Here is a 24,294-nt window from a genome sequence, read left to right as displayed (position 1 = left end):
GGCGTTCCTGCTTCCGTAAACAGGACAGTGGGCCTTGCGGCTTGCGACCGCAATGGAAACCATTTGTTAAGGTTAACGGTCGTCCACAGGCCCACGCCAGCGCCGGTCGTGGCGCTTTACATGCCGGCAATGCCTGCTATGGCACGGTCTCCCTCCGAGACGCTTCCATGCAAGCCACGTTCGAAAGTATCCTGCCGATCTTCCTGCTTATCCTGTGCGGGAATATTCTTCGGTACGTCGATGTGATCGATCCGGCCGGCTGGCACGGCATCGACCAGTTGGGCTACTGGTTCTTCTATCCGACACTGATTCTCGTGACGATCGTAAACGCCGATTTCACCGGCCTGCAGCTGGATGCCATGATGCTGGCGCTGGCAATCACCGTGCCGCTGATGTTTGTATTCGTGCTGTCATTGTGGCCGTTTCTGCGCAAGGCCGGTCTTGCCGGAGCGGCCGAATTCTCGTCGATTTTCCAAACGTCGATCCGCTGGAACGGTTTCATGGCTCTGGCCATTGCCCAAAAATTGTTTCCGCCCGCCGGAATGGCTGTCGTCGCGCTGGTGATGGCGATCGTCATCCTGCCGATCAATCTTGTGACGGTTTTCGTGGTTACACGCTTCGCCGACAGGATGGCCAACTGGCCGACGCTGATCCGCCGCATGGCGACTAATCCAATGGTGATCGCGGCTGCCGGCGGTCTTCTGTTACGCGCACTGCCCTTCGAACTTTTTGCGCCGGTCAACAAGACGCTTCAGCTGATCGGCCAGGCCGCGCTTGGGCTTGGCCTCGTCGGCATTGGTGCGGGCCTGAGGCTCGACAGCCTGGTCAAGCCCAGGATCGCTATTCTCGTCCCGGTTGCAGTCAAGCTGGTGGTGTTTCCGGCGCTGCTGCTGGCCATTTCGCTCTTACTTGGCGTCACTGGCGAGGAATTGCTGTTTCTCATCCTGTGCGGCGCCGTGCCGACCGCCATGAACGGTTATGTGCTGGCCAAGCAAATGGGCGGCGACGCCGAGCTTTACGCTACGGTTACGACGCTGCAGACGCTTGCTTCCTTCGCGACCATCCCGGTTGTACTGCTGTTCGCGGCTCAGTTCGTCGGCGGATAGAGCGTGTCGATGATCATGCGCGCGTCATGGCGCGAATCGAGCATGCCATAGGTGTTGCGCCACTGGCCGGCGAGGCGCGTCTCGACGAAGGCGTCGGCGATCCGCCCTGCCCCCAGCCTGCGAAGTTCTGCCGCTGCCGCCGACAGCGCCAGTTGTTCGGTGAGCAGGCGGGCCGAGCCCTCGTCGGTTGCCGCGACCTGCATTGCCGCCTTGAGTACACCGACGGTGCCGCGTCCGCCTGCGCCGAGATCGCGATCGATGCCGGCCAGCACCTCCTCGAACAGGCCGGGTGCACGCCCCAGCACGCGCAGCACGTCGAGCGCCATGACGTTGCCGGATCCCTCCCAGATCGCGTTGACCGGAGCTTCGCGATAGTAGCGGGCGAGCGGCGCCTCCTCGACATAGCCATTGCCGCCGAGGCACTCCATCGCTTCGTAGAGCAGCTGTGGTGCGATCTTGCAGACCCAGTACTTTACGACCGGCGTCATGGCGCGAGCGAAGGCTGCCTCGCCGCGGTCGCCGGCCGCTTCGTCGAAGGAGCGCGCCAGCCGGAACGACAGCGCGGTGGCCGCGGCGACGTCGAGCGCCATGTCGGCCAGCACGCGCTGCATCAGCGGCTGCTCGATCAGATTGGTTCCAAACACCTGGCGGTGACGGGTGTGGTGGACGGCCTCGGCCAGCCCGGCACGCATGATCGCCGACGAGGCGATCGCGCAGTCGAGCCGGGTCAGCGTCACCATGTCCATGATCGTTTTGACGCCTGCCCCGGGCTCGCCGACCATCTCGCCGATGGCGTTGACGAACTCCACTTCGGACGAGGCGTTGGAGCGGTTGCCGAGCTTGTCCTTCAGCCGCTGGAAGCGGAAGCCGTTGCCCGAACCGTCGCCGAGAATGCGGGGAACGAGAAAGCACGAAAGTCCTTCCGGCGCCTGTCCAAGCACCAGGAACGCATCCGACATTGGCGCTGACATGAACCATTTGTGGCCGGTCAGCCGATAGAAGCTGCTGGCGGCCCGCTCGGCCCTGGTGACGTTGGCGCGGACGTCGGTGCCGCCCTGCTTCTCGGTCATGCCCATGCCGAGCGTCAGCCCGGCCTTTTCGACCGGAGGCTTTTGGCTCTGGTCGTATTTGCGTGTCGTCACCCGCGGCGCCCATTCGCGAAACAGTTTCGGGCTGGCCATCAGCGCTGCCAGCGATGCGCTGGTCATGGTGATGGGACAGAGATGCCCGGTTTCGAGCTCGGCCGTCAGGTAGAAACGGGCGGCGCGCACCTGATGACGGCGGCCGATCTCGGCATCGCCATTTTCCCAGACCGACGAATGCAGACCGTTCGCCACCGACCGGCGCATCAGTGCGTGATAGGCTGGATGAAACTCAACCAGATCGATGCGCCGGCCCTGCCGGTCATGGGTCCTGAGCTTCGGCGTCTCGACATTGGCGAGGCGAGCCAGTTCCTGCGCCTCGTGCGTCAGCACGAAACGGCCAAGCCCATCGAGATCTTTGCGCACCGGATCGGAAAAACGCTCGGCAAGCTGGATCAGCAACGGATCGCCCCGCCAGGCGTTGCCGCCTGCCAGCGGCGGCGGCTGGTTCGTCACGTCGTCGGTCACGCACTGTCCTTATCATCACAAGGCCACGAATCCGAAGCCAGTAGCGGTTTATAGCCCAAGCCGCGCAACGCGCGCGACGAAAATACCGGGGAGAAAGACCGCAATCCAAAGCTGGTGCTTGCAGCCAAAGGTCCTCCACCCTATAGCAGCGCCTTGAGATGACCGACGCTTCGTCCCTGCCACTCTATCCTCACCGCCATCTTCTGGGCATCCGCGATCTTTCCCCCGCCGACATCGAGCTTTTGCTGGACAAGGCGGACCGGGCGGTCGCGATCTCTCGGCAGTCGGAGAAGAAGACCTCGACGCTGCGCGGCCGCACCCAGATCAACCTCTTCTACGAAGCCTCGACCCGCACGCAGTCGTCGTTCGAGCTGGCCGGAAAACGGCTAGGCGCCGACGTGATGAACATGTCGGTGGCGAGCTCTTCGGTGAAGAAGGGCGAGACGCTGATCGACACGGCGATGACGCTGAACGCCATGCGCCCGGACATATTGATCATCCGCCACCAGTCGGCGGGTGCCGCCGCACTACTGGCGCAAAAGGTCGGCTGCTCGGTGATCAATGCCGGCGACGGCGCCCATGAGCACCCGACGCAGGCGCTGCTCGACGCGCTGACCATCCGCCGCGCCAGGGGCCCGCTGTCGAAGCTGATCGTGGCGATCTGTGGCGACATCCTGCATTCGCGCGTGGCGCGTTCCAACATCATACTGCTCAACGCGCTCGGCGCCCAGGTCCGCGCCGTGGCGCCGTCGACGCTTCTGCCCGCCGGCATCGAGAAAATGGGCGTGGTCGTCACCCGTTCGATGGCCGAAGGGCTCAAGGACGCGGATGTGGTGATGATGCTGCGGCTGCAGCGCGAGCGGATGGAAGGCGCCTTCGTGCCTTCGGTGCGTGAGTATTTCCACTATTTCGGCCTCGACGCCGAGAAGCTGAAGGCGGCCAAGGACGGCGCTCTGGTCATGCATCCCGGCCCGATGAACCGCGGCGTCGAGATCGCATCGGAAATCGCCGACGGTCCTCAGAGCGTCATCCAGGAACAGGTGGAGATGGGTGTTGCCGTGCGCATGGCAGTGATGGAAGCGCTGCTCGACCCCCGTCGCAACCGCGAAGTTGCCCGATGAGCACAACGGTCTTCAGCCGGGCCCGCATCGTCGATCCGTCGCGCGGCATTGACGAGGTCGGCACCGTCATTGTCGAGGGCCGCAAGATCGTGGCTGCCGGCAAGTCGGCCTTGAACCAGGGCGCTCCGCAAGATGCTACCGTCATCGACTGCGGCGGCAAAGCAATCATCCCGGGCCTGATCGATGCGCGCGTCTTCATCGGCGAACCGGGCGGCGAGCACCGCGAAACCATCGCTTCGGCCAGCCTGGCGGCGGCGGCCGGCGGCGTCACTTCCATCGTCATGATGCCCGACACCGACCCGGTGATCGACAATGTGGCGCTGGTCGAATTCGTGCTACGCACCGCCAAGGATACGGCCATCGTCAACATCTTTCCGGCGGCGGCGATCACCAAGGGCCTCGAAGGCCGCGAGATGACCGAATTCGGCCTGCTGCGCGAGGCCGGCGCGGTCGCCTTCACTGACGGGCGGCACACCATATCAAGCGCACTGGTGATGCGCCGCGCGCTGACCTATGCGCGCGACTTCGGCGGCGTGATCGCACATGAAACCCAAGACGCCGACCTCGCCTCATCAGGCGTCATGAACGAAAGCCTCTATGCCAGCTGGCTCGGCCTCGCCGGCATTCCGCGCGAGGCCGAGTCCATTCCGCTGGAGCGTGACCTTGCGCTGGCGCGGCTGACCGGCGGCGCCTATCACGCGGCCAAGATCTCGACGGCCATGGCGGCAAACGCGGTAACGCGGGCGAAAGCCGACGGCGCGAATGTCACAGCAGGCGTGTCGATCCACAATCTGTCGCTCAACGAGAACGATGTCGGCGAATACCGCACCTTCTTCCGGCTGACGCCGCCGCTGCGCGCCGAGGAAGACAGGCTGGCGATGATCGAGGCGGTCAAGGACGGCACGATCGACCTCATCGTGTCCTCGCACGACCCGCAGGATGTCGACACCAAGCGCCTGCCCTTCGCCGACGCCGCGGCCGGCGCGATCGGGCTGGAAACGCTGCTGGGCGCGGCGCTGCGGCTTTATCACAATGGCGACGTGACGCTGCTTAGATTGGTCGAGACCTTGTCCACCGCGCCGGCAAGACTGTTCGGCCTGCCCGGCGGCACGCTGAAGCCAGGCGCGATCGCCGATCTTGCGCTGGTCGATCTCAACGAGCCATGGATCGTCAGCGAAGCCGGTATCCGTTCGCGCTCGAAAAACACCTGTTTCGAAGGCGCGCGGCTGCAGGGCAAGGTCTTGCAAACGATGGTGGCGGGCCGCACAATGTTTTCAGCCTAGGGCATATCTGGGGGAACAATGGCTTACGGCATCGTCTTGGCACTAGTGTTCGGCTACCTGCTCGGCTCGATCCCGTTCGGGCTCCTGATCACCCGCGCCGCCGGTCTGGGCGACGTCCGCAATATCGGCTCCGGCAACATCGGCGCCACCAATGTACTGCGCACCGGCAACAAGGGCCTGGCCGCCGCCACGCTGCTGCTCGACGCGCTGAAAGGCACGGCGGCCGTGCTGATCGCCGGTCGCTTTGCACTGGAGCTCGGGCCCTGGGCCGGTCTCGGCGCCTTTTTCGGCCATCTCTTTCCGGTCTGGCTCGGTTTCAAGGGCGGCAAGGGGGTCGCCACCTATCTCGGCGTACTGATTGCATTGGCCTGGCAGGTGGCACTGATCTTCGCCATCGTCTGGCTGGCCGTCGCTTTCTTGTTCCGCTATTCCTCGCTGGCGGCGCTGACGGCAGCAGTCATCGTGCCGATCGCGCTCTATGTCCTCAGCACGCCTGAGATTGCCGGGCTGTTCGCACTGATGAGCCTGATCGTCATCATAAAACACCGGGCCAACATCACGCGGCTGCTGGCCGGCACCGAGGGCAAGATCGGGGCCAAGGAGTGAGCCAGCGCGCCGCCGGGCCGCGGCTCAGCGACCGGCAGCGGTTGAGCTGGCTTCGTTTGATCCGCACGCCGAATGTCGGCCGGGCCACCTTTCGCGACCTGATCAACCGTTTCGGCTCGGCCGAGACGGCGCTTGAGATGCTGCCCGAGCTGATGATTTCGGGCGGTGCCAGAAAGATCGTCCGCATCCCGTCGATTGCCGAGGCCGAGGCGGAAGTGGAGACAGCCCGGCGTGCCGGCGCCCGCTTCGTCGGCATCGGCGAGGCCGACTATCCACCGCTGATGAAAAGCATGGACCATCCGCCGCCGCTGCTCGCGGTCAAAGGCGAAGGCGCGGTGTTTCGGCTACCGGCAGTCGCCATCGTCGGCGCCCGCAACGCCTCGCTGGCCGGCATCAAGTTGGCGCGAACGCTCGCCGCCGAACTCGGCCGCGACGGATACGGCATCGTCTCCGGTCTGGCGCGCGGCATCGACACGGCAGCACATCAGGGCAGCCTTGCGACCGGCACGATCGGCGTGCTGGCCGGCGGCCTCGACCTGCCCTACCCGCCCGAGAATGCCGAACTCTGTAACGAGATTGCCGAGCGCGGCGGCGCCATCATTTCAGACCGCGCCCGCGTCATCGAAGCCCTCGGCCCGACGCCGGTGGCGGTCGACGAAATCATCCGCCACACCGGCCTGCATCCCGCCCAGGTTTTCATGGTGTTGCTGGAACTCGACCTCGCCGGCCGGCTGGAGCGCCACGCCGGCGGCAATGTCTCGCTGGTTTGATCGAGGTTTTCCGGATGCCATTCACTCGTGCGACCGCTGTTCTTTGGGCGGCGTTGAGCGTTGTGCTAGCCCTGCAATGGTCTAAGGAACTCAGCATGCTGGGCTTTCCGGATGGGTATACATCGCCCTTCGCAAGAGCGACCAGAACGCTTTTGGGCAGCCTGACGGCAGCCACTATGGCCCAAGGCATTTACTTTTTCTTGACCGCGGTGCTCGGCACGAGGCCGGGAGCCATCTTTGCCTGCAAATCCCGGTCGCCGCGATTCTTACAGTGGCGCCAGTACTCATTGTAAAATTGTCCACGTTCTCAGCTATGCAGCATGGCCTATGAGGCGCTGACCAATACAATGATGGACGACGGGGCGGGCGGCTAGGAGAATGCTGCTGTGCTATCGTTTTGCGATAGTCAGCCATCTGACGGCGGAAACAGCTGTGCCGTGAGGCTTTGCAGTCTCCCAGGTTCTGGCTACGCTCGCCGAGTAAGCCTAAGTAGTTGAATTCAATGAAACAATGGTGAGCGCGCAGGGATTCGAACCCTGGACCTACTGATTAAAAGTCAGTTGCTCTACCGGCTGAGCTACGCGCTCCCGCGGGCTCAGAATGCCGCCCTCGAAATTGCGCGGAACATAGGGAGAGTGCCTCGACCGGTCAACTGGAAAAAGAGGACGCGCAAGCAGGGCTTTTCCGCACACTTGCAGCGCCTCTCCAACCGCTTCGGCAAAGCCTGCGTGGCTGTCCCGCAGAAAGCTGAGACGCATTACAAATCAGCAGCTTGCTATTTTTAGCGGAACAATTGCGCAACCTGTCCGTTTTTGTCGCTACAAGGGACGACGCTTTCAAGGAGAAGATCATGAACAGAATCATGTCGGGCTTGCTGGCGACCGCGCTGTCAGCGTCATTCGCTGTGGCGGAAATCGTGCCCGTCAACGCCCAGCCCATTTACGTGCCGCTAGGTCAGAACGTCGCGTCGGATGTCCAGACCGTCGACCACAGGCGTTGGAGGCGTTTCGACGGCGATCGCGATTTTTCCCGCCGCGATTTCTCGCGCCGCGATTTTCGTCGCAGTTTCTCGCATGACGACGGCAGGTATTGGCGCGGCCATCGCGGCTACCGCAGTTGGCGTCGCGGCTATCGCCGTCACGGCGACTACTGGTTCCCGCTGGCAGCCTTCGCCACTGGCGCGCTGATTACCGGCGCGATCATCAACAACCAGAACCGCGTCTATCGAGGAGGCGATGCCCACGTGGCGTGGTGCTATAATCGCTACAGATCCTACCGGGCATATGACAACACGTACCAGCCTTACTACGGGCCGCGTCGGCAGTGCATCTCGCCCTATTGATAAAGCCCGGGCGAAGTCGTGTAAGTTTTGTTGAAGAGCCTGCGCCGACAACGGCGTGGGCTTTTTTTGGTGCGCGAATCTAAAGCGTGCTCAGCGTCCTGCGCACAGCATCGCGCCAGCCCGCCAGCTTTACGGAACGAACCGTAGCGTTCATATCCGGCTTGAACCGTCGCTCCAGCGCCCAACTCCTGGCGAAGTCCCTGGCCTTCGGCCAGACTCCCGCTTTCGAGCCGGCCAGCCATGCCGCGCCAAGCGCCGTCGTCTCCAGGATCGTCGGACGGTCGACCGGCGCATCGAGGATGTCGGCCAGCCGCTGCAAGGTCCAGTCCGACGCCACCATCCCGCCATCGACCCTGAGAACGGTCTTCGCTGACGCGCCCTTCCAGTCCTTGCGCATCGCGTCGAGCAGGTCGCGCGTCTGGAACGCAACGGATTCAAGTGCGGCGCTGGCAAATTCGGCCGGGCCCGAATTGCGGGTCAGCCCGAAGATGGCGCCGCGCGCGTCGGCGTCCCAGTGTGGCGCGCCAAGTCCAACGAAAGCCGGCACTAGATACACTTCTTGAGTCGGGTCGGCGCTCGCCGCCAGCACGCCGCTCTGCTCGGCCTTGCCGATCACCTTGATGCCGTCGCGCAGCCATTGCACGGCAGCACCTGCGATGAAGATCGACCCCTCCAGCGCATAAGTGGTCGTGCCGTTCAGCCTGTAGGCAATGGTCGTCAACAACCGGTTCTTCGAGCGCACCAGATCGCTGCCGGTGTTGAGCAGCGCGAAGCAGCCGGTGCCATAGGTGGACTTCATCATGCCCGGCTCGAAACAGGCCTGGCCGATGGTCGCCGCATGCTGGTCGCCAGCCACGCCGAGGATTCTTATCTCTGCGCCGAACAGGCTTTTCTCTGTGATTCCATAGTCGTCAGCGCAATCCTTCACCTGCGGCAGCATTTTTCCCGGTATGCCGAGAATGGCCAGAAGCTCGTCGTCCCAGGCATTCTTCTCGATGTTGTAGACCAGCGTTCGCGAGGCATTGGTGGCATCGGTGGCGTGAACCTTGCCGCCGGTCAGCCGCCAGATCAGAAAGCTGTCGATGGTGCCGGCCAGCAATTCGCCCTTGGCGGCGCGTTTCCTCGCGCCCTTCACCTTGTCCAGCATCCAGGCGATCTTGGTGCCGGAGAAATAGGGATCGAGCAGCAGGCCGGTCTTTCTGGTGAACTTCTTCTCCAGCCCCTGCTTCTTCAATTTCTGGCACAGCGGCGCGGTGCGGCGGTCTTGCCAGACAATCGCGTTATGGATCGGCTTGCCGGTCGCCCTGTCCCAGATGACGACGGTCTCGCGCTGATTGGTGATGCCGATTGCCGCGACATCCGACGCATCGCGGCCGGCGCTGTTCAGCGCAGCCTTCACCGTCGCCACGACACTCGACCAGATTTCCTCCGGATCGTGCTCGACCCAGCCGGAGGCCGGATAATGCTGGGTAAATTCCTTCTGCCCGCTGCCTGCGACCTTCATTTCGGGATCGAACAAGATCGCCCGGCTCGACGTCGTCCCCTGGTCAATTGCAAGGATGTATCCGGTCATGCTGTCTCCCCCATCATTCGCAAAGAAGGGAGACGGCTCGCGCCGCCTCCCTGTAGCCTCTTTTCGCTTTCGCGGTTCGGCAAGCCTACTGGGTGGTCCAGCGCTTGATCAGTTCCTCATAGACGATGGTCTCGCCTTTCGGCTTCTCGTTCTCGAGTTTGGCCTTGGGACCGTTCTCCTTGCCCAACCATTCGGCCGGATCTTTCGGCTCGTTGAGTCGCGGACCACAGCCGCCGTAGACCTTGGCGGACTCGTCGGCAGCCTGCATGCGGGCCATCGTGATGTCCATTTCCTCAGCGAGGCGGTCCATCGCCTGCTGCGGCGTGAACGCCCCGGAGTTCACGTCGCCGATCTGCTGCCACCAGATCTGGGCGAGCTTCGGGTAGTCGGGCACGTTGATGCCGGTGGGCGACCAGGCGACCCGGTCTGGAGAGCGGTAGAACTCCACCCAGCCGCCGAGTTTGGGCGCACGGTCGGTAAACGACTGATGCCGAATGTCTGAATCGCGGATCAGAGTGAGCCCGACATGGGACTTCTTCAAAGACACGGTCTTCGACACGACAAACTGCGCATAAAGCCAGGCGGCCTTGGCACGATCGGCCGGGGTCGATTTCAGGATCGTCCAAGAGCCCACGTCCTGGTAGCCGATCTTCTGCCCTTCCTTCCAGTACGGGCCGTGCGGCGACGGGGCCATTCGCCACAACAAATTGCCCTCATCATCGACCGTGTTGTTCCCTTCCGACTTGGGCTTCACCATGTCGGCGAGGAAAGCCGTGTACCAGAAGATCTGCTGGGCCACGTTGCCTTGGCTCAGCGCGGGCAGCGACTGGTAGAAATCGTAGCTCGCTGCTCCGGGAGGCGCAAAGTTACGCAGCCACTCGTCCCACTTTGCGATGGCATAGACCGACGCCGGACCATTCGCCTCGCCACCGCGCGAAACGCTCGCGCCGACCGGATTGCAGGTGCCAGCCTCCATGCGAATGCCCCATTCGTCGATCGGGATGCCATTCGGCTCGCCGGGGCTGCCGGTGCCGGCCATGGACAGCCACGCGTCAGTCATGCGCCAACCGAGATCGGGTGCCCGCTTGCCGTAGTCCATATGTCCGAAGACCTGCACGCCGTCGATTTCCTTCACGTCCTTGGAGAAGAATTCGGCGATATCCTCGTAGGCGGACCAGTTCACCGGGACGCCGAGATCGTAGCCATACTTGGCCTTGAACTTTTCCTTGAGTTCCGGCTTGTCGAACCAGTCCTTGCGGAACCAGTAGAGGTTGGCGAACTGCTGGTCCGGGAGCTGGTAGAGTTTGCCGTCCGGGCCGGTCGTGAACTTAATGCCAATGAAGTCTTCGAGATCGAGCGTCGGAAGGGTGACATCCTTGCCTTCGCCGGCCATGAAATCGGTGAGGTTTACGGCAAGCTGCAGCCGCGAATGGGTGCCGATCAGGTCGCTGTCGTTGACATAAGCGTCATAAAGATTGCGGTTGGTCTGCATCTGGGTCTGCACGGCCTGGACGACTTCGCCCTCGCCGAGGATCTGGTGGTTGACCTTGATGCCGGTGATCGCCTCGAACGCCTTGGTGAGCACGGTCGATTCATAGGTGTGTGTCGGGATACCTTCCGACAGCACGTTGATTTCCATGCCGGCGAAGGGTTTCGCGGCATCGACAAACCATTGCATTTCGGCTTCCTGAGCCGAGCGATCAAGGGTCGAAAGGCCATTGATTTCCGTGTCAAGGAATGTCTTGGCTTCGTCCATGCCTGCGTAGGCCTGACTGGCCCCGAGCAGCAGGACTAGTGCCGTTGTCGATGTTAGTAGGTGACGTCGCATAAGGTTCCTCCCATTTTCGGTTTCAAGTGCGATCGGAGCGGTCGTTGCGCGGCCGCTCCAACAGTTTCTCCCCCTAGACGAATCGAAAAACGCCGATGGCGTAGACGATCGAGAGGGCGAGTGCCCACCACAGGTTGGGTCCGACAAGACCCAGCCAAGCGAGATGGATGTAGGCGCTGCCTAACAGCGAAATGAACAGTCGGTCGCCACGCGTAGTATCGAGGCCGAGAACGCCATGGCGCGGCGCTCCGCCAGGACTGGCCCACTCCCACACGGTCATTCCGACCAGAAGAAGCAGGATCACGCCAAAGAAAGTGGCGGTCTGCCAGGTCCAGGCCATCCATGACAGATCCATCGTCTTTACTCCTTCCCGCGCCGCCGCTAGACGCGGCCGAGCGCAAACCCCTTGGCGATATAGTTCCGGACGAACCAGATGACGATCGCGCCCGGAACAATGGTGAGCACGCCGGCGGCCGCCAGCAATCCGAGTTCGTAGCCCGATGTGCTCGCCGTCCGGGTCATCACGGCGGCGATCGGCTTCGCGGCGACAGACGTCAGCGTCTTGGCGAGCAACAGCTCGACCCAAGAGAACATGAAGCAGAAGAACGCCGTGACACCGATGCCGGAAGCGATCAGCGGCATGAATATCTTCACGAAGAACCGCGGCCAGGAATAGCCGTCTATGAAGGCCGTCTCGTCGATCTCCTTCGGCACGCCGGACATGAAGCCTTCGAGAATCCACACTGCGAGCGGTATGTTGAACAGGCAGTGCGCCAGCGCAACGGCCCATGGCGTGTCGAAGAGATTGATGGCCGAGTAGAGCTGGTAAAACGGCAGCGCGAAAACCGCCGGCGGCGCCATGCGGTTGGTCAGCAGCCAGAAGAACAGGTGCTTGTCGCCGAGAAAACGGTAGCGCGAGAAGGCATAGGCAGCGGGCAGCGCCACGCTGACGGAAATCGCAGTGTTGATAAATACATAGCTGATGGAGCTGATGTAGCCATTGTACCAAACGGGGTTGGTGAGGATCTCGACATAGCTCGCCACCGTGAAACTGCGTGGCCACAATGAAAAGCCGCCGAGGATTTCGTTCGTCGTCTTGAACGACATGTTGAGCAGCCAGTAGATCGGCAGCATCAGGAAGATGATGTAGCCCGTCGGCACGAGCCAAAGGAAGCGCGCCTCCCGGCCGCGTCCGCTCATTACGCTTGCTGACTGGAGACCCGCCGCATTCGACGCCGGTGGCGGCGTTGTCTGCTCTCGCATCAAAACGTCGCCCCTTTTATCCCCGAGGCCTTCCTTCACCGATGTCATCTCAGCCCTCCGCTTCGGATTGGGTCATCAGGGTGTAGAAGAGCCACGACACCAGCAGCGTCATCAGGAAGTAGATGATGCTCATGGCCGCCGCGATTCCAAGGTTGAATTCGCCGAGCGCTGCCTTGACAAGATCGATCGACAGGAAGGTCGTGGCATTGCCCGGTCCCCCGCCTGTCAGTACGAACGGTTCAGTGTAGACCATGAAGGAATCCATGAACCGCAGCAGCATGGCAATGGTCAGCACGCGCTTCATCTTGGGCAGCTGGATAAAGCGGAACACCGACCAACGTGATGCACCGTCAATCTTTGCAGCCTGATAATAGGCGTCGGGTATCGAGACGAGGCCTGCGTAGGCAAGCAGCACCACCAGCGAGGTCCAATGCCATACGTCCATCAGGACGACGGTGAACCACGCCGACAGCGGCTGGCTGGTGAAATTGTAGCTGATGCCCATCGCGTTGATAACATAGCCGAGCAGCCCGATGTCCGGCAGCGCAAAGATGTTCCACATAGCGCCGACGACGTTCCATGGGATCAGCAACGGCAGCGACATCAACACCAGGCAGACCGCGACCCATGGGCCGGAACGCGGCATGGCAAGCGCCACCGCCACGCCTAGCGGCACCTCGATCAGCAGGATTAACCCGGTGAAGGCGAACTGGCGCAGGAGCGATGCGTGGAAGCGCGGCGAATTAAGCACTTCCTGGAACCACTTAACGCCTTCAAAGAAGAACAGGTTGTTTCCGAACGTCTCCTGAACTGAATAGTTGACCACCGTCATCAGCGGGATGATTGCGTTGAACGCCACCAGCACCAGCACCGGGAGCACCATGAACCACGCCTTGTTGTTCCAGGTCTTATCCATGGAGTTCAGCCTCCCATCTCGACGCGCCATGAATCGGCATAGATGTTGATGCCGGCCGGGTCGAAAGCGATCTTCGGATCGGCGGGAATATCCTCGTCCTCGCCGACGATCGCCGCTATGTCGCGGCCTTCGAAACTGGCGCGCACCACCTTGTGGCGGCCGATATCCTCGACCTTCCGGATAGAAACCGGCATGCCGCCAGCGCCAAGCCTGACATATTCGGGGCGGATGCCGAGTTCGATCATGCCTGTGGTTCCAGCCTTTGGCGCGCCAGGCAATTCGATCGTCTGGCTGCCGAGCCGCGCATTCCTGCCTTCGACCGCGACCGGCATGACGTTCATGCCCGGCGAGCCGATGAAATAGCCAACGAACGTATGCTTGGGCCGCTCGAACAGTTCGGCTGGAGAGCCGATCTGCACAACCTCGCCCTCATACATGACGACGACGTTTTCGGCGAAGGTGAGCGCCTCGGTCTGGTCGTGCGTGACATAGACCATGGTGAAACCGAAACGCCTGTGCAGCTGCTTCAACTGCGAGCGCAGCACCCACTTCATATGCGGGTCGATGACGGTCAGCGGCTCGTCGAACAGGATCGCGTTGACATCGGAGCGCACCAGCCCGCGTCCGAGCGAGATCTTCTGCTTCTGGTCGGCGGTCAGACCCCTCGCCTTTCTTTTGGCCATATTGGCCAGACCGGTCATTTCCAGCGTTTCGCGCACCTTACGGTCAACGTCAGGTTCCGGAACGCCGCGGTTGCGCAGCGGGAACGCCAGATTGTCGTAGACGGTCATGGTGTCGTAGATGACCGGGAACTGGAACACCTGCGCTATGTTGCGCTCCTGCGTCGACAGATTGGTAACGTCCTTGCCGTCGAACAGAAGCTCGCCATGCGACGGATACAACAGGCCGGAAATGATGTTGAGCAGCGTGGTCTTGCCGCAGCCCGACGGCCCGAGCAGCGCATAGGCGCCGCCATCCTCGAAGGCGTGATGCACCTCCTTCAGCGCATAGTCCTTGTCCGACTTTGGATGCGGCCCGTAGGCGTGGCGGATATGATTGCAGTCGATGCGCGCCATGTGCCCTCCTCCTCAAGCCGCCAGCATCTGTGGCGGCGCGGCCGAGCGGCCGTTCGCGTCGAATACCATGATGTGCCGCGGATCGATGAACACCTCGATGGTCTGGTCCGGTTCGAACACCAGGATGCCGTGCTCCAGCATCACCCAGCGGACGTCGGCGAAATCGAGATGCACAAAGCTTTCCGAACCAGTGATTTCGGTGACCGAGACCTTGGCTCTCACCGCAACCGCAGACGGGCTCGGCCGAGCAAGAGAGAGATGGTGAGGCTGGAAGCCGATCGTGTAGCTCGTATCGGCAATACCGGCGAGTTCAGCCGGCACCGGGAGGTTCACCCCACCATCAAGAAGGAAGCTCGAACCGCTCTTCTTCAGCACGATCGTGTTGAGCGGCGGATCGGCGAATGTCTTGGCCGTGACGAGGTCGTTCGGCCTGCGAAAGACGTCGATCGTCGGGCCGAACTGAGTGATGCGGCCTTCGGAAAGCGTCGCCGTGTTGCCGCCGAGCAGCAAGGCTTCGTGCGGCTCCGTAGTGGCGTAGACGAAAATGGTGCCGGTCGCCGCGAAGATTTTCGGCAATTCCGCGCGCAGCTCCTCGCGCAGCTTGTAGTCGAGGTTGGCGAGCGGCTCATCGAGCAGCACGAGGCTGGCGTTCTTGACGATGGCGCGCGCCAGCGCGGTGCGCTGCTGCTGGCCGCCCGAGAGGCTGAGCGGCGTGCGGTCGAGATAGGGCGTCAGCTTGAGAAGGGCTGCCGCACTGCGCACCTCCTTGTCGATCTTTGCCCGCTCGGTCCCGGCCACCCTCAGCGGCGAGGCGATGTTCTCGTAAACGGTCATCGCCGGATAGTTGATGAACTGCTGGTAGACCATGGCGACGTTGCGCTTCTGCACCGGCATGCCGGTGACATCCTTGCCATCGAACCAGACCGAGCCTGATGTCGGCACATCGAGGCCGGCCATCAGCCGCATCAGGCTGGTCTTGCCGGAAAGCGTCGGCCCGAGAAGGACATTGAGCGAGCCGTGCTGAAGCGTCAGCGACACGTCGCGTATATGCTCCGTCGCCCCGACCGTCTTCGTCACGTTTCTCAGTTCCAGCATGATGCCTCCTCCCAGGCTTTCTGCATGACTATTCGGCAGCCGCGACATGGCGCCGGCTTATTCCGCGCATGAATTCGTCGAGCGCTGCCGTCTGCTCGCGGCTCAGATGCAGGCCGCGCTTGGTCCTGCGCCACAATACATCTTCAGCCGTCATCGCCCATTCATTTTGAACGAGGTAGCGCACTTCGGCCTCATAGAGATCGGCGCCAAAGTTGCGGCCAAGGTCGGCATTCGATCTGGCGAGGCCCAGCAGCATCCTTGCGCGAGTTCCGTAAAGCCGGCTCAGGCGGCGCGCCAGACGTGCGTCGAGGAACGGATAGGCCGTTTTCAGTTTCGCCACTTCGGCTTCGAAACCGCTCGCCGGGAAATCGCCGCCCGGCAGCGGCGCGTTTGCCGTCCACGGCTTGCCGCGCTTGCCGAGAAGACCCTCGATTTTCTCGAGCATCGACTCAGACAGCCGGCGATAGGTGGTGATCTTGCCGCCGAAGGTGTTGATGATCGGCGCCGTGCCCTCGCCGCCGTCGGTCTTCAGCACATAATCGCGGGTTGCTTCCTGCGCCTTCGAAGCGCCGTCGTCATAAAGCGGGCGCACGGCGGAATAGGTCCAGACGATGTCCGAACGCTTGACCGGCTGCGCGAAATACTCGCTCGCCGCAGCACACAGATAATCGATCTCGGCATCGCTGATCTTCACGTCATGTGGGTCGCCAGCATAGTCCTGGTCGGTGGTGCCGATCAGCGTGAACTCTTCCTCGTAGGGGATAGCAAAGATGATGCGGCCATCCTTGTTCTGGAAGAAATAGGCGCGCGGATCGTCAAACTTCTTGCCGATGACGATATGGCTGCCCTGTACCAGCCGGACATTGTGCACCTCGTTCAAGCCGACCGTAGCCGACAGCACGTGGTCGACCCATGGACCGGCGGCGTTGACCAAAAGCCGCGCCTTGACCTCCTCGGTGTCCCCGGTCTGCGCGTTTTTCAGACTGACCGTCCAAAGCTCGCCTTCACGGCGTGCGCCGATGACTTTCGTGCGCGTTCGGATCGTTGCGCCGCGATCGGCGGCGTCGCGGGCGTTCAACGCCACCAGCCGCGCATCGTTGACCCAGCCGTCGGAATATTCGAAGGCCTTGCGAAACAACGGCTTCAGCGGCTTGCCCGCCGGGTCCTTTGCCATGTCCAGGGTCTTGGTCGCCGGCAGCAATTTGCGCCCGCCAATGTGGTCGTAAAGGAAAAGGCCGAGCCTAATCAGCCAGGCCGGACGCAAACCCTTGGCATAGGGCAGCACGAAGCGCATCGGCCAGATGATGTGCGGCGCGATCTTCCAGAGAACCTCGCGCTCCATAAGCGCCTCGCGCACCAGGCGGAATTCGTAGAATTCGAGATAGCGCAGGCCGCCATGGATCAGTTTGGTCGAGCCGGAGGAGGTTCCGCTGGCCAGATCGTTCATTTCGGCAAGGAAGACCGAAAAGCCGCGCCCAACCGCATCGCGAGCAATGCCGCAGCCGTTGATACCGCCACCGATGACGAAGATGTCATGGATCGGGGGTGCGCTCACAATAGTCCTCCCGGATTTCGCATTGCAGCATTTTTAGGTTTTTACGAAACCGTGGTGGGATTATTTCGAAATAAGAACGAATGTCAAACGAAATGTAAACGGCGGCTGCTGCCGCAACGGCACCCTCTAGGAGAGCGACGTTTCGATCAGTTGAACCTCGGCCTCCTGGCAGATCTTGCGCACCGAGGGAATGTCGCAGCGGTCGGTGATGAAGGTGTTGACCTGCGACAGATGGCCGATGCGGACCGGCGCCGTCCGCTCGAATTTGGTCTGGTCGGAAACGAGGATGACATGCCTTGCATTGGCGATGATCGCCTGCGCCACCTTCACCTCGCGAAAATCGAAATCGAGCAACGCACCGTCATGGTCGATAGCCGAGGCGCCGATCACCGCGTAGTCGACTTTGAACTGCCTGATGAAATCGACCGCCGCCTCGCCGACCACGCCGCCATCGGAGCCGCGCACAACACCGCCGGCAATAACAACTTCGATGGAAGGATATATGCGCATCCTATTGGCAACATTGATATTATTGGTGATGACCATCAAGCCGGTATGATCAAGGAGCGCCTTGCTGACTGACTCCGTCGTGGTGCCGATATTGATGAACAGCGAGGCATTGTCCGGGATCAGCCTTGCTGCTGCGCGGCCGATCGCCTCCTTCTCCTCGGCGGCGATCTTGCGCCTCGCTTCATACTCCATGTTCTCGATGCCGGACGGAAACAGCGCCCCGCCATGGATACGGGAAAGCAGCCGCTGGTCGCAGAGGTCGTTAAGGTCCTTGCGGATGGTCTGCGGCGTCACGCTGAAATGCGTTGCCAGATCGTCGACCAGCACGCGGCCATTGTCCTTGGCCATCTGGATGATTTCGGAATGACGCGGCGACAGATACATTGGGGGCCTCTCGTTTTCGTTTTTCTTGTCTATAGCGGAAAACGAAAGTGATGAAAAGGCATAAGCCGGCTAACGAAATTACATCCGTCCAAAGACAACCACTGCGCAACTTTGCCGTCCATTTCAACTCAACCCAGACCGCGGGCGACTTCGGTGATGACCTCGAAAGCTGTATCGATATCCGCCGCCGTCGTCTCGAACTGACCGACTTGAAAGCGGATCGCGATCTGCCCGTCCACCCGTGTCTGTGTCAGATAGATGCGGCCATCGTCGTTGATCGCGTTGACCAGCCGCAGATTGTGTTCGTCCGAATCGATGCCGGCCGCCAAATGCCGGAACGAGAACAGCGACAGCATCGGTTCCGTGACGATCTCGAAATCCGGTTCCCGAGCCAGCCGCGCGGCAAGGCCTTCGCTCCAGCCGACATGGTTGCGGATCATGGTCCGGAGATTTTCCAGCCCGTGGGCGCGCAGCAGGAACCACAGTTTCAGTGCGCGAAAGCGCCGCCCGAGCGGCACCGACCATTCTGAATAGTTGATGATGCCGTCGCGCCCGTGCGTCTTCAGGTAATCCGGCTTGATGGCGAGCGTCCGCACCAGGTCTTCCGGCCGGCGGATGAACTGCATCGAGCAGTCGAACTGCGCGCCCAGCCATTTGTGCGGATTAAAGACGATGGAATCCGCGTGCTCCGCGCCGGCCCAGAAATGCCGGTATTCCGGACATATCATCGCCGATCCGGCCCAGGCGGCATCGACATGCAGATAGAGCCCGTACCGCTTAGCCACAGCGGCGACGCCGGCGATGTCATCGGTGCCGCCGGTGCTGGTGCCGCCGACACAAGCGATGATGCCGGCCGGCAGCATGCCCGCATCCCGGTCGGCGACGATCGCCGCTTCGAGGGCTGTGACATCCATGGCGCGAAGGCGGCCAGCAACCGGAATGCGCACGAGATTGTCCTCGCCAATGCCCGATACCCAGATCGCCCGGTCGATGGAAGTATGGACCTGGTCGGAAGAATAGATGCGCAATATCGGCTGGCCTTGCAGGCCCTTCTTGTTGCCCTGCCAGTCTAGCGCGCGCTCGCGCATGGTCAGCACGGCGGCAAGCGTCGCCGATGATGCCGAATCCTGCATGACGCCGGAAAACCCTTCCGGCAGGCTAAGCGCCTGACGCATCCAGTCGACGACGCGCGTCTCGAGTTCGGTCGCTGCCGGCGAGGTCTGCCAGAGCATGCATTGCGCGGCCATCACCGAGACCAGATATTCGGCCACCACCGAGACCGGTGCGGCGTTGGCCGGGAAATAGGCGAAGAAGCGCGGATGCTGCCAATGTGTCATGCCCGGCAGGATTTTTTGCTCGAAGTCGGCGAAGATTGCCTGCATCGTTTCGCCCTCTTCCGGCGGCGAGACATCGATGCTTCTAGAGATTTCGCCCGGTTCGACAAGCGGCCGCACCGGTCTTTCGCGAAGTGTGCTCCTGTAATCGGCACCCCATTCGGCCGCGTACAGCGACCATTCCCGGAATTCGTTGCTATTCATCTTGCTCTCCGTCGCAGCGAGCCCAGCGATCAAAGAGCACGAAAAACGGAGGCTTTCATTCGGGAAAATCAGGCAAGCTCGCGAAAGCGGTCTTCAGCGCGTTCGACCAGCCGTCCGAGATCGTGCGATAGTATTGATCGTCCTGGGCTATCCGTTTCTTCAGGCTGACCTTGAAGGCATCCTTTTCGTAGAACAGCAGGTCAAGCGGCAGACCGACCGACAGGTTCGATTTCAGCGTCGAGTCGAACGACACCAGCAGCAGTTTCACCGTCTCGGCGAAACTCATCGACTTTTCATAGGCGCGGATGATGATCGGCTTGCCGTATTTGGTCTCGCCGATCTGGAAAAACGGCGTGTCATCGGTCGATTCGATGAAATTGCCTTCCGGATAGATCATGAACAGCCGAGGCGCGCTGCCCTTGATCTGGCCGCCGAGGATAAAGGAGGCATTGAAATAGGAATCGGCCTTTTCGCCCGCCGGTGACGAACTGGCGATGACTTCCTTGACGGTGTCGCCGACCATCCGCACCGTCTGGTACATGGAAGGCGTTTCAAGCAAAGTGGCGTGGCGATCGGCCACCGCCTTGGTGCGCTCGTCGAGCAGGCTTACGACGGCCTGCGTCGTCGCCAGATTGCCGGCCGACATCAGCACGATGACGCGCTCGCCCGGCTCCTCCCAGACATGCATCTTCTTGAAGGTCGAGATCGAATCCATGCCGGCGTTGGTACGCGTGTCGGACATGAACACGAGCCCGCGATCGATCTTCAGGCCGACGCAATAGGTCATCGAATCTCTTTGGCAGCAAATCTTGCCGGGGATTACTGCTCCACGGTGACGGTGACCGCAAGCTGTTCTTCCGCTTGTCCCAGCCGAATTCCCGACACCGGCGTGGCGTCGCGGTAATCACGGCCGGTCGCCACCTTTACATAGCGTTCGTCGGGCGAAATGCCGTTGGCGACGTCGAAGGCGACCCAGCCGAGGCCCGCAACATGCGCCTCGGCCCAGGCATGGCTTGCCGCCTGCTCGACCGCCGCATCCATCATCAAATAGCCGCTGACGTAGCGGGCGGGAAACCCCATGGCGCGCGCGGCGGCGGCAAAGATGTGGCTGTGGTCCTGGCAGACGCCGGTCTTGAGCGCCAGCGCGTCCTCGGCCGGGGTCGCTGCGTTGGTGGTGCCCGGCGTGTAGGCGACGCGCTCGCCGATCACGGCCATCAGCCGGTGCAATCTTTCGATATCGGTCCCCTCGCCTACTGAGGCCGCGAGTTCGCGAATGCCGCTGCCGATCGTGGTCAACGGCGTTTCATGGCCAAACAGCCAGAGCGGCGCAAAACCCTGATGTGGCCCGGAGACGCCAGCGGTGTCGCGTGTCACCACCTCGCCTGATGCCTCGACGGTGATGAAATCGCGGTCACCTTCGACGCTCAAAAGCCGCGTGTCGTTGCCGAAATGGTCGGTAAAGCGCACCTCCTCGCGTGCCCCTTCGATCGTCAGCGCCCAGGACAAAACGGTCTGTGTCGGCCCGCTGACCGGAAGCAGCCGCAACCGCTGCAATAGATAGTGCACCGGCGCATCGTAGCGGTACTCGGTCCGGTGGGTGATCTTCAGCCGCATTGCTCTCGTCCCCAGAGCATGATCTTTTCCGGAAACCGGCTTCCACTTTCCGGTATCATGATCAATAAAACCTGTAGTCCTGCGCGATTTCGTCGCCGAGCCTGGTGTTGTCGCGAATGAAATTGGCCAGGAATTCATGCAGGCCGGCATCGAATATGTCCTTGATCGAGCCGGCCGTCAGCATGGCCTGGGTCTTGCCGGCTGTCGCGTGACAGGCGTGGCGTTCGCCATAATCGTCGCCCAGGAATTTCAGGTGCTCCGTCAGGAAACGGTAGCAGAAGGTCAGCGAGCGCGGCATCCGAACGTTGAGGATCAGATAGTCGGCGATGTTGCTCGGCTTGTAGTCGGCCTCGTAGACCCAGCGATAGGAGCGATGCGCCGACACCGAGCGCAGGATCGATTCCCACTGGTAGTTATCGAGCGTAGAGCCGACCCACGAGATCGACGGCAACAGCACGTAGTATTTCACGTCCAGAATACGTGCCGTGTTGTCGGCGCGTTCGACATAGGTGCCGAGCTGCGAGAAATCGAAGATCTCGTTGCGCAGCATGGTGCCGTAGAACGCGCCGCGGATCAGCGCCGTTTCGCGCTTGATCGCGTCGAGCACGCTGGGCAGGTCACGTTCGTCGATCGGCTTGGCCAGCATGCGCTTCAGCGACATCCAGGCCTCGTTGATGCTTTCCCAGGTTTCGCGCGTCAGCGCGGTGCGCACCATGCGGGCGTTGTTGCGAGCCGTCTCGATCGACGCCATCGTGCTCGACGGGTTCGATGTGTCGCGAAGCAGGAAATCCGCGACGTTGGCGGCGGTATAGTCGGAATATTTCTGCGTGAAGGCAGCGTCCGAACCGGCGCTGAGCAGCACCGAATTCCACTCTTCGGAGGCGTTCTGGGTACGGGTCAGCGCCATGCGCAGCCCGGCATCGACCAGCCGCGCCATGTTTTCCGCCCGCTCGATGTAGCGGTTCATCCAGTAGAGCCCGTTGGCGGTGCGGCCGAGAAGCATGTGGGGCTGCCCTTCGGGCTAGTGAGTAGTGAGTGGTGAGTAGTGCATGGCGAATGTTTGGATTTTGACGGAGTATGACATTGTGCTTTCCCCTACTACTGAATACTTACTATTCACTACTTACTCGTCTCAATCATCCAGCACCCACGTATCCTTGGTGCCGCCGCCCTGCGATGAGTTGACCACCAGCGAGCCTTCCTTCAGCGCCACGCGCGTCAGCCCGCCCGGCACGATCTGGATGCGGTCGGAAACCAGCACGTAGGGCCTGAGGTCGACATGGCGCGGCGCCAGCCCTTTGTCGGTCAGGATCGGACAGGTCGACAGCGCCAGCGTTGGCTGGGCGATGTAGTTCGACGGTTTTGCCGCGAGTTTCTTGGAAAAATCCTCGCATTCTTTCTTGGTCGCCGCCGGCCCGACCAGCATACCGTAGCCGCCTGAGCCGTGCACCTCCTTCACCACCAGCTCGTCGATATGTTCGAGCACGTATTTCAGGCTGTCCGGCTCCGAGCAGCGCCAGGTCGGGATGTTGCCGAGGATTGCCTTGCGGCCAGTGTAGAATTCGACGATCTCGGGCATGTAGGAATAGATCGCCTTATCATCGGCGATGCCGGTTCCCGGCGCATTGGCGATGGTGATGTTGCCGGCGCGGTAGACATCCATGATGCCCGGCACTCCAAGTGCCGAGTCCGGACGGAAGGTCAGCGGATCGAGGAAAGAATCGTCAACCCTTCGATAAAGCACATCGATCTGCTTGTAGCCTTCGGTCGTACGCATTGCGACGTGGCCATCGACGACGCGCAGATCCTGCCCCTCGACAAGCTGCACGCCCATCTGGTCGGCAAGGAAGGCATGTTCGAAATAGGCGGAGTTGAAGCTGCCCGGCGTCAGCACGGCAATGGTCGGCGCACCCTTGGTGCTTTGCGGCCGCACCGCCGCCAGCGACTGGCGCAAGAGCTGCGGATAGTTTTCCACCGGCCGCACCTTGATCTGCTGGAACAGCTCGGGAAAGAGCTGCATCATCGTCTCGCGGTTCTCCAGCATGTAGGAGACGCCGGACGGCGTGCGCGCATTGTCCTCCAGCACGTAGAATTCGTTCTCGCTGATACGCACGATATCGACGCCAATGATATGGGTGTAGACGCCGGCCGGCGGCCTTACCCCGATCATCTCCGGCAGGAACGCCTCGTTCCTGGCGATCAATTCCTTGGGGACGCGCCCGGCGCGCAATATCTCCTGGCGGTGGTAGATATCGTCGAGAAACGCGTTCAGCGCCTGGACGCGCTGCTCGATGCCTTGCGTCAGCCGTCGCCATTCGTTGCCGGAAATGATGCGCGGAACGATATCAAAGGGAATAAGGCGTTCGGAGGCTTCCTGCTCGCCATAGACGGCAAAGGTGATGCCGGTCTTGCGAAAGACGCGTTCGGCGTCCTGCATCTTCTCGGTAAGCCTGGCTGGATCCTGCTCCTTCAGCCAGCGATCGTAAGCCGAATACGGTTTTCTCAATCCGGAGACTTCCGGAAGCATTTCGTCGAACGCTGCCAATCGCATACTCCCCTGTGAGACCATTTCACTGGCGTCACGGGAGAAAATCAAGCGCAATCGGTGATTTGGAGGATGCTGGCGATCAGTATGTCGCGACCTGCCTAAAATTGGGGCAGCGCCGATATGGCTGGGTCAGGCTTTGCCTTTTGCCCGGGCAGGCGGCCGGCGCCGCTCAGAAGGCGCGGAAGGTGACGACCGTAAACGTGTCCTTGATGCCGGGAAGAATCTGCACCTTCTCGTTGACGAAGTGGCCGATGTCTTCCTCGTCGTCGACATAGAATTTGGCGAGCAAATCGTAGTTGCCGGCTGTCGAGTAGATTTCCGAAGCGATCTCGGCATCGGCCAATGCGCCGGCAACGTCATAGGCCCTGCCCAGATCGCACTTTATCTGCACGAAAAATGCCTTCATTGCCCGGTCCTGCTCAACTTGCACGCATAAGCGGCCCTTGTGGCAGACTGCCGCCCGGCTTTCAAGCATCAGGACGGGGCTCAGGCAGAACGCGACCTGAGGGAAGCTTTAGTGCAGCCAAACGACGGATGCCGCGGGCGCTGACCCTGT

At 61.6% G+C, this 24,294-nt stretch carries 22 protein-coding genes and 1 tRNA gene; 6 read left to right on the top strand and 17 right to left on the bottom strand.

What is annotated here, in order from left to right:
* Positions 1–167: 167 nt before the first annotated feature.
* The gene (locus EOA78_RS09300; RefSeq protein WP_127314905.1) at positions 168–1,106 is read left to right on the top strand and encodes an AEC family transporter; all 939 of its coding nucleotides are present in this window, start codon (positions 168–170) and stop codon (positions 1,104–1,106) included.
* Here EOA78_RS09300 and EOA78_RS09295 read toward each other — a convergent pair.
* Positions 1,088–2,716 (bottom strand): DNA alkylation response protein, encoded by a 1,629-nt coding sequence (locus EOA78_RS09295; RefSeq protein WP_127314904.1) that lies wholly within the window; start codon positions 2,714–2,716, stop codon positions 1,088–1,090. The two genes, EOA78_RS09300 and EOA78_RS09295, sit on opposite strands and share 19 nt — an antisense overlap.
* A 158-nt stretch (positions 2,717–2,874) precedes the next feature.
* Between EOA78_RS09295 and EOA78_RS09290 the strand changes: the two genes are divergently transcribed.
* From EOA78_RS09290 to EOA78_RS09275, 4 genes are read left to right on the top strand one after another with little or no spacing between them, the layout of a single operon-like run.
* Positions 2,875–3,837 carry an aspartate carbamoyltransferase catalytic subunit gene (locus EOA78_RS09290; protein ID WP_127314903.1) on the top strand — a complete coding sequence of 321 codons (963 nt, stop codon included), beginning with the start codon at positions 2,875–2,877 and terminating at the stop codon, positions 3,835–3,837.
* Entirely contained in the window at positions 3,834–5,120 is a 1,287-nt protein-coding gene (locus EOA78_RS09285; RefSeq protein ID WP_127314902.1) for a dihydroorotase, read from the top strand. The genes EOA78_RS09290 and EOA78_RS09285 overlap by 4 nt, the downstream gene beginning before the upstream one ends.
* A gap of 18 nt (positions 5,121–5,138) precedes the next feature.
* A complete protein-coding gene (plsY, locus tag EOA78_RS09280; RefSeq protein WP_127314901.1) occupies positions 5,139–5,726 on the top strand; it encodes a glycerol-3-phosphate 1-O-acyltransferase PlsY in 588 nt (195 codons plus the stop codon).
* On the top strand, positions 5,723–6,496 hold the full coding sequence (locus EOA78_RS09275; RefSeq protein ID WP_127314900.1) for a DNA-processing protein DprA: 774 nt from the start codon (positions 5,723–5,725) through the stop codon (positions 6,494–6,496). Before plsY ends, EOA78_RS09275 begins: the two co-directional genes overlap by 4 nt.
* A gap of 511 nt (positions 6,497–7,007) precedes the next feature.
* On the opposite strand, the gene EOA78_RS09265 is transcribed toward EOA78_RS09275, so the two are convergent.
* A tRNA-Lys gene (locus EOA78_RS09265) sits at positions 7,008–7,083 on the bottom strand.
* Between the two features lie 263 nt (positions 7,084–7,346).
* Here EOA78_RS09265 and EOA78_RS09260 point away from each other — a divergent pair.
* Positions 7,347–7,838: a BA14K family protein gene (locus tag EOA78_RS09260; RefSeq protein WP_127314899.1), complete on the top strand. Its 492-nt coding sequence runs from the start codon at positions 7,347–7,349 to the stop codon at positions 7,836–7,838.
* Positions 7,839–7,917: 79 nt separating this feature from the next.
* Here EOA78_RS09260 and glpK read toward each other — a convergent pair whose 3' ends face one another.
* The 15 genes from glpK to EOA78_RS09185 all read right to left on the bottom strand — a co-directional run bounded on the left by glpK (position 7,918) and on the right by EOA78_RS09185 (position 24,144).
* Positions 7,918–9,411 (bottom strand): glycerol kinase GlpK, encoded by a 1,494-nt coding sequence (glpK, locus tag EOA78_RS09255; protein WP_127314898.1) that lies wholly within the window; start codon positions 9,409–9,411, stop codon positions 7,918–7,920.
* 85 nt (positions 9,412–9,496) lie between these two features.
* Complete coding sequence (locus EOA78_RS09250; protein ID WP_127314897.1) at positions 9,497–11,239, bottom strand: ABC transporter substrate-binding protein; 1,743 nt, start codon at positions 11,237–11,239, stop codon at positions 9,497–9,499.
* 73 nt (positions 11,240–11,312) lie between these two features.
* Positions 11,313–11,594, bottom strand: a complete 282-nt coding sequence (locus tag EOA78_RS09245) for a DUF2160 domain-containing protein (protein ID WP_065007667.1) — start codon at positions 11,592–11,594, stop codon at positions 11,313–11,315.
* A gap of 26 nt (positions 11,595–11,620) precedes the next feature.
* Positions 11,621–12,439 carry a carbohydrate ABC transporter permease gene (locus EOA78_RS09240; RefSeq protein ID WP_127314896.1) on the bottom strand — a complete coding sequence of 273 codons (819 nt, stop codon included), beginning with the start codon at positions 12,437–12,439 and terminating at the stop codon, positions 11,621–11,623.
* Positions 12,440–12,551: 112 nt separating this feature from the next.
* Positions 12,552–13,418 (bottom strand): sugar ABC transporter permease, encoded by an 867-nt coding sequence (locus tag EOA78_RS09235; protein ID WP_065007669.1) that lies wholly within the window; start codon positions 13,416–13,418, stop codon positions 12,552–12,554.
* A 5-nt stretch (positions 13,419–13,423) separates the two neighbouring features.
* Positions 13,424–14,494, bottom strand: a complete 1,071-nt coding sequence (locus EOA78_RS09230; protein ID WP_127314895.1) for an ABC transporter ATP-binding protein — start codon at positions 14,492–14,494, stop codon at positions 13,424–13,426.
* Between the two features lie 12 nt (positions 14,495–14,506).
* Entirely contained in the window at positions 14,507–15,589 is a 1,083-nt protein-coding gene (locus EOA78_RS09225) for an ABC transporter ATP-binding protein (protein ID WP_127314894.1), read from the bottom strand.
* Between the two features lie 28 nt (positions 15,590–15,617).
* Positions 15,618–17,144 carry a glycerol-3-phosphate dehydrogenase gene (gene glpD, locus EOA78_RS09220; protein WP_127314893.1) on the bottom strand — a complete coding sequence of 509 codons (1,527 nt, stop codon included), beginning with the start codon at positions 17,142–17,144 and terminating at the stop codon, positions 15,618–15,620.
* A gap of 126 nt (positions 17,145–17,270) precedes the next feature.
* Positions 17,271–18,038, bottom strand: coding sequence for a DeoR/GlpR family DNA-binding transcription regulator (locus EOA78_RS09215; RefSeq protein ID WP_127314892.1), 768 nt, complete (start codon positions 18,036–18,038; stop codon positions 17,271–17,273).
* 128 nt (positions 18,039–18,166) lie between these two features.
* Positions 18,167–19,576 (bottom strand): aspartate aminotransferase family protein, encoded by a 1,410-nt coding sequence (locus EOA78_RS09210; RefSeq protein ID WP_127314891.1) that lies wholly within the window; start codon positions 19,574–19,576, stop codon positions 18,167–18,169.
* A 55-nt stretch (positions 19,577–19,631) separates the two neighbouring features.
* Positions 19,632–20,363: a peptidase gene (locus EOA78_RS09205; protein ID WP_127314890.1), complete on the bottom strand. Its 732-nt coding sequence runs from the start codon at positions 20,361–20,363 to the stop codon at positions 19,632–19,634.
* A 32-nt stretch (positions 20,364–20,395) separates the two neighbouring features.
* Positions 20,396–21,190, bottom strand: coding sequence for a transglutaminase family protein (locus tag EOA78_RS09200; protein ID WP_127314889.1), 795 nt, complete (start codon positions 21,188–21,190; stop codon positions 20,396–20,398).
* 61 nt (positions 21,191–21,251) lie between these two features.
* Entirely contained in the window at positions 21,252–22,193 is a 942-nt protein-coding gene (locus tag EOA78_RS09195; protein ID WP_127314888.1) for an alpha-E domain-containing protein, read from the bottom strand.
* Positions 22,194–22,322: 129 nt separating this feature from the next.
* Positions 22,323–23,735 carry a circularly permuted type 2 ATP-grasp protein gene (locus EOA78_RS09190; RefSeq protein ID WP_164783686.1) on the bottom strand — a complete coding sequence of 471 codons (1,413 nt, stop codon included), beginning with the start codon at positions 23,733–23,735 and terminating at the stop codon, positions 22,323–22,325.
* A 172-nt stretch (positions 23,736–23,907) separates the two neighbouring features.
* Complete coding sequence (locus EOA78_RS09185) at positions 23,908–24,144, bottom strand: Lrp/AsnC family transcriptional regulator (protein WP_029352863.1); 237 nt, start codon at positions 24,142–24,144, stop codon at positions 23,908–23,910.
* Between the last annotated feature and the right edge of the window lie 150 nt (positions 24,145–24,294).

Origin of the sequence: Mesorhizobium sp. M5C.F.Cr.IN.023.01.1.1 (assembly GCF_003997585.1) — a bacterium.
Classification (GTDB): Bacteria; Pseudomonadota; Alphaproteobacteria; order Rhizobiales; family Rhizobiaceae; genus Mesorhizobium; species Mesorhizobium wenxiniae.
Note: the sequence above shows the minus strand (reverse complement) of the source record. Positions and strands in the feature narration are given on the sequence as shown.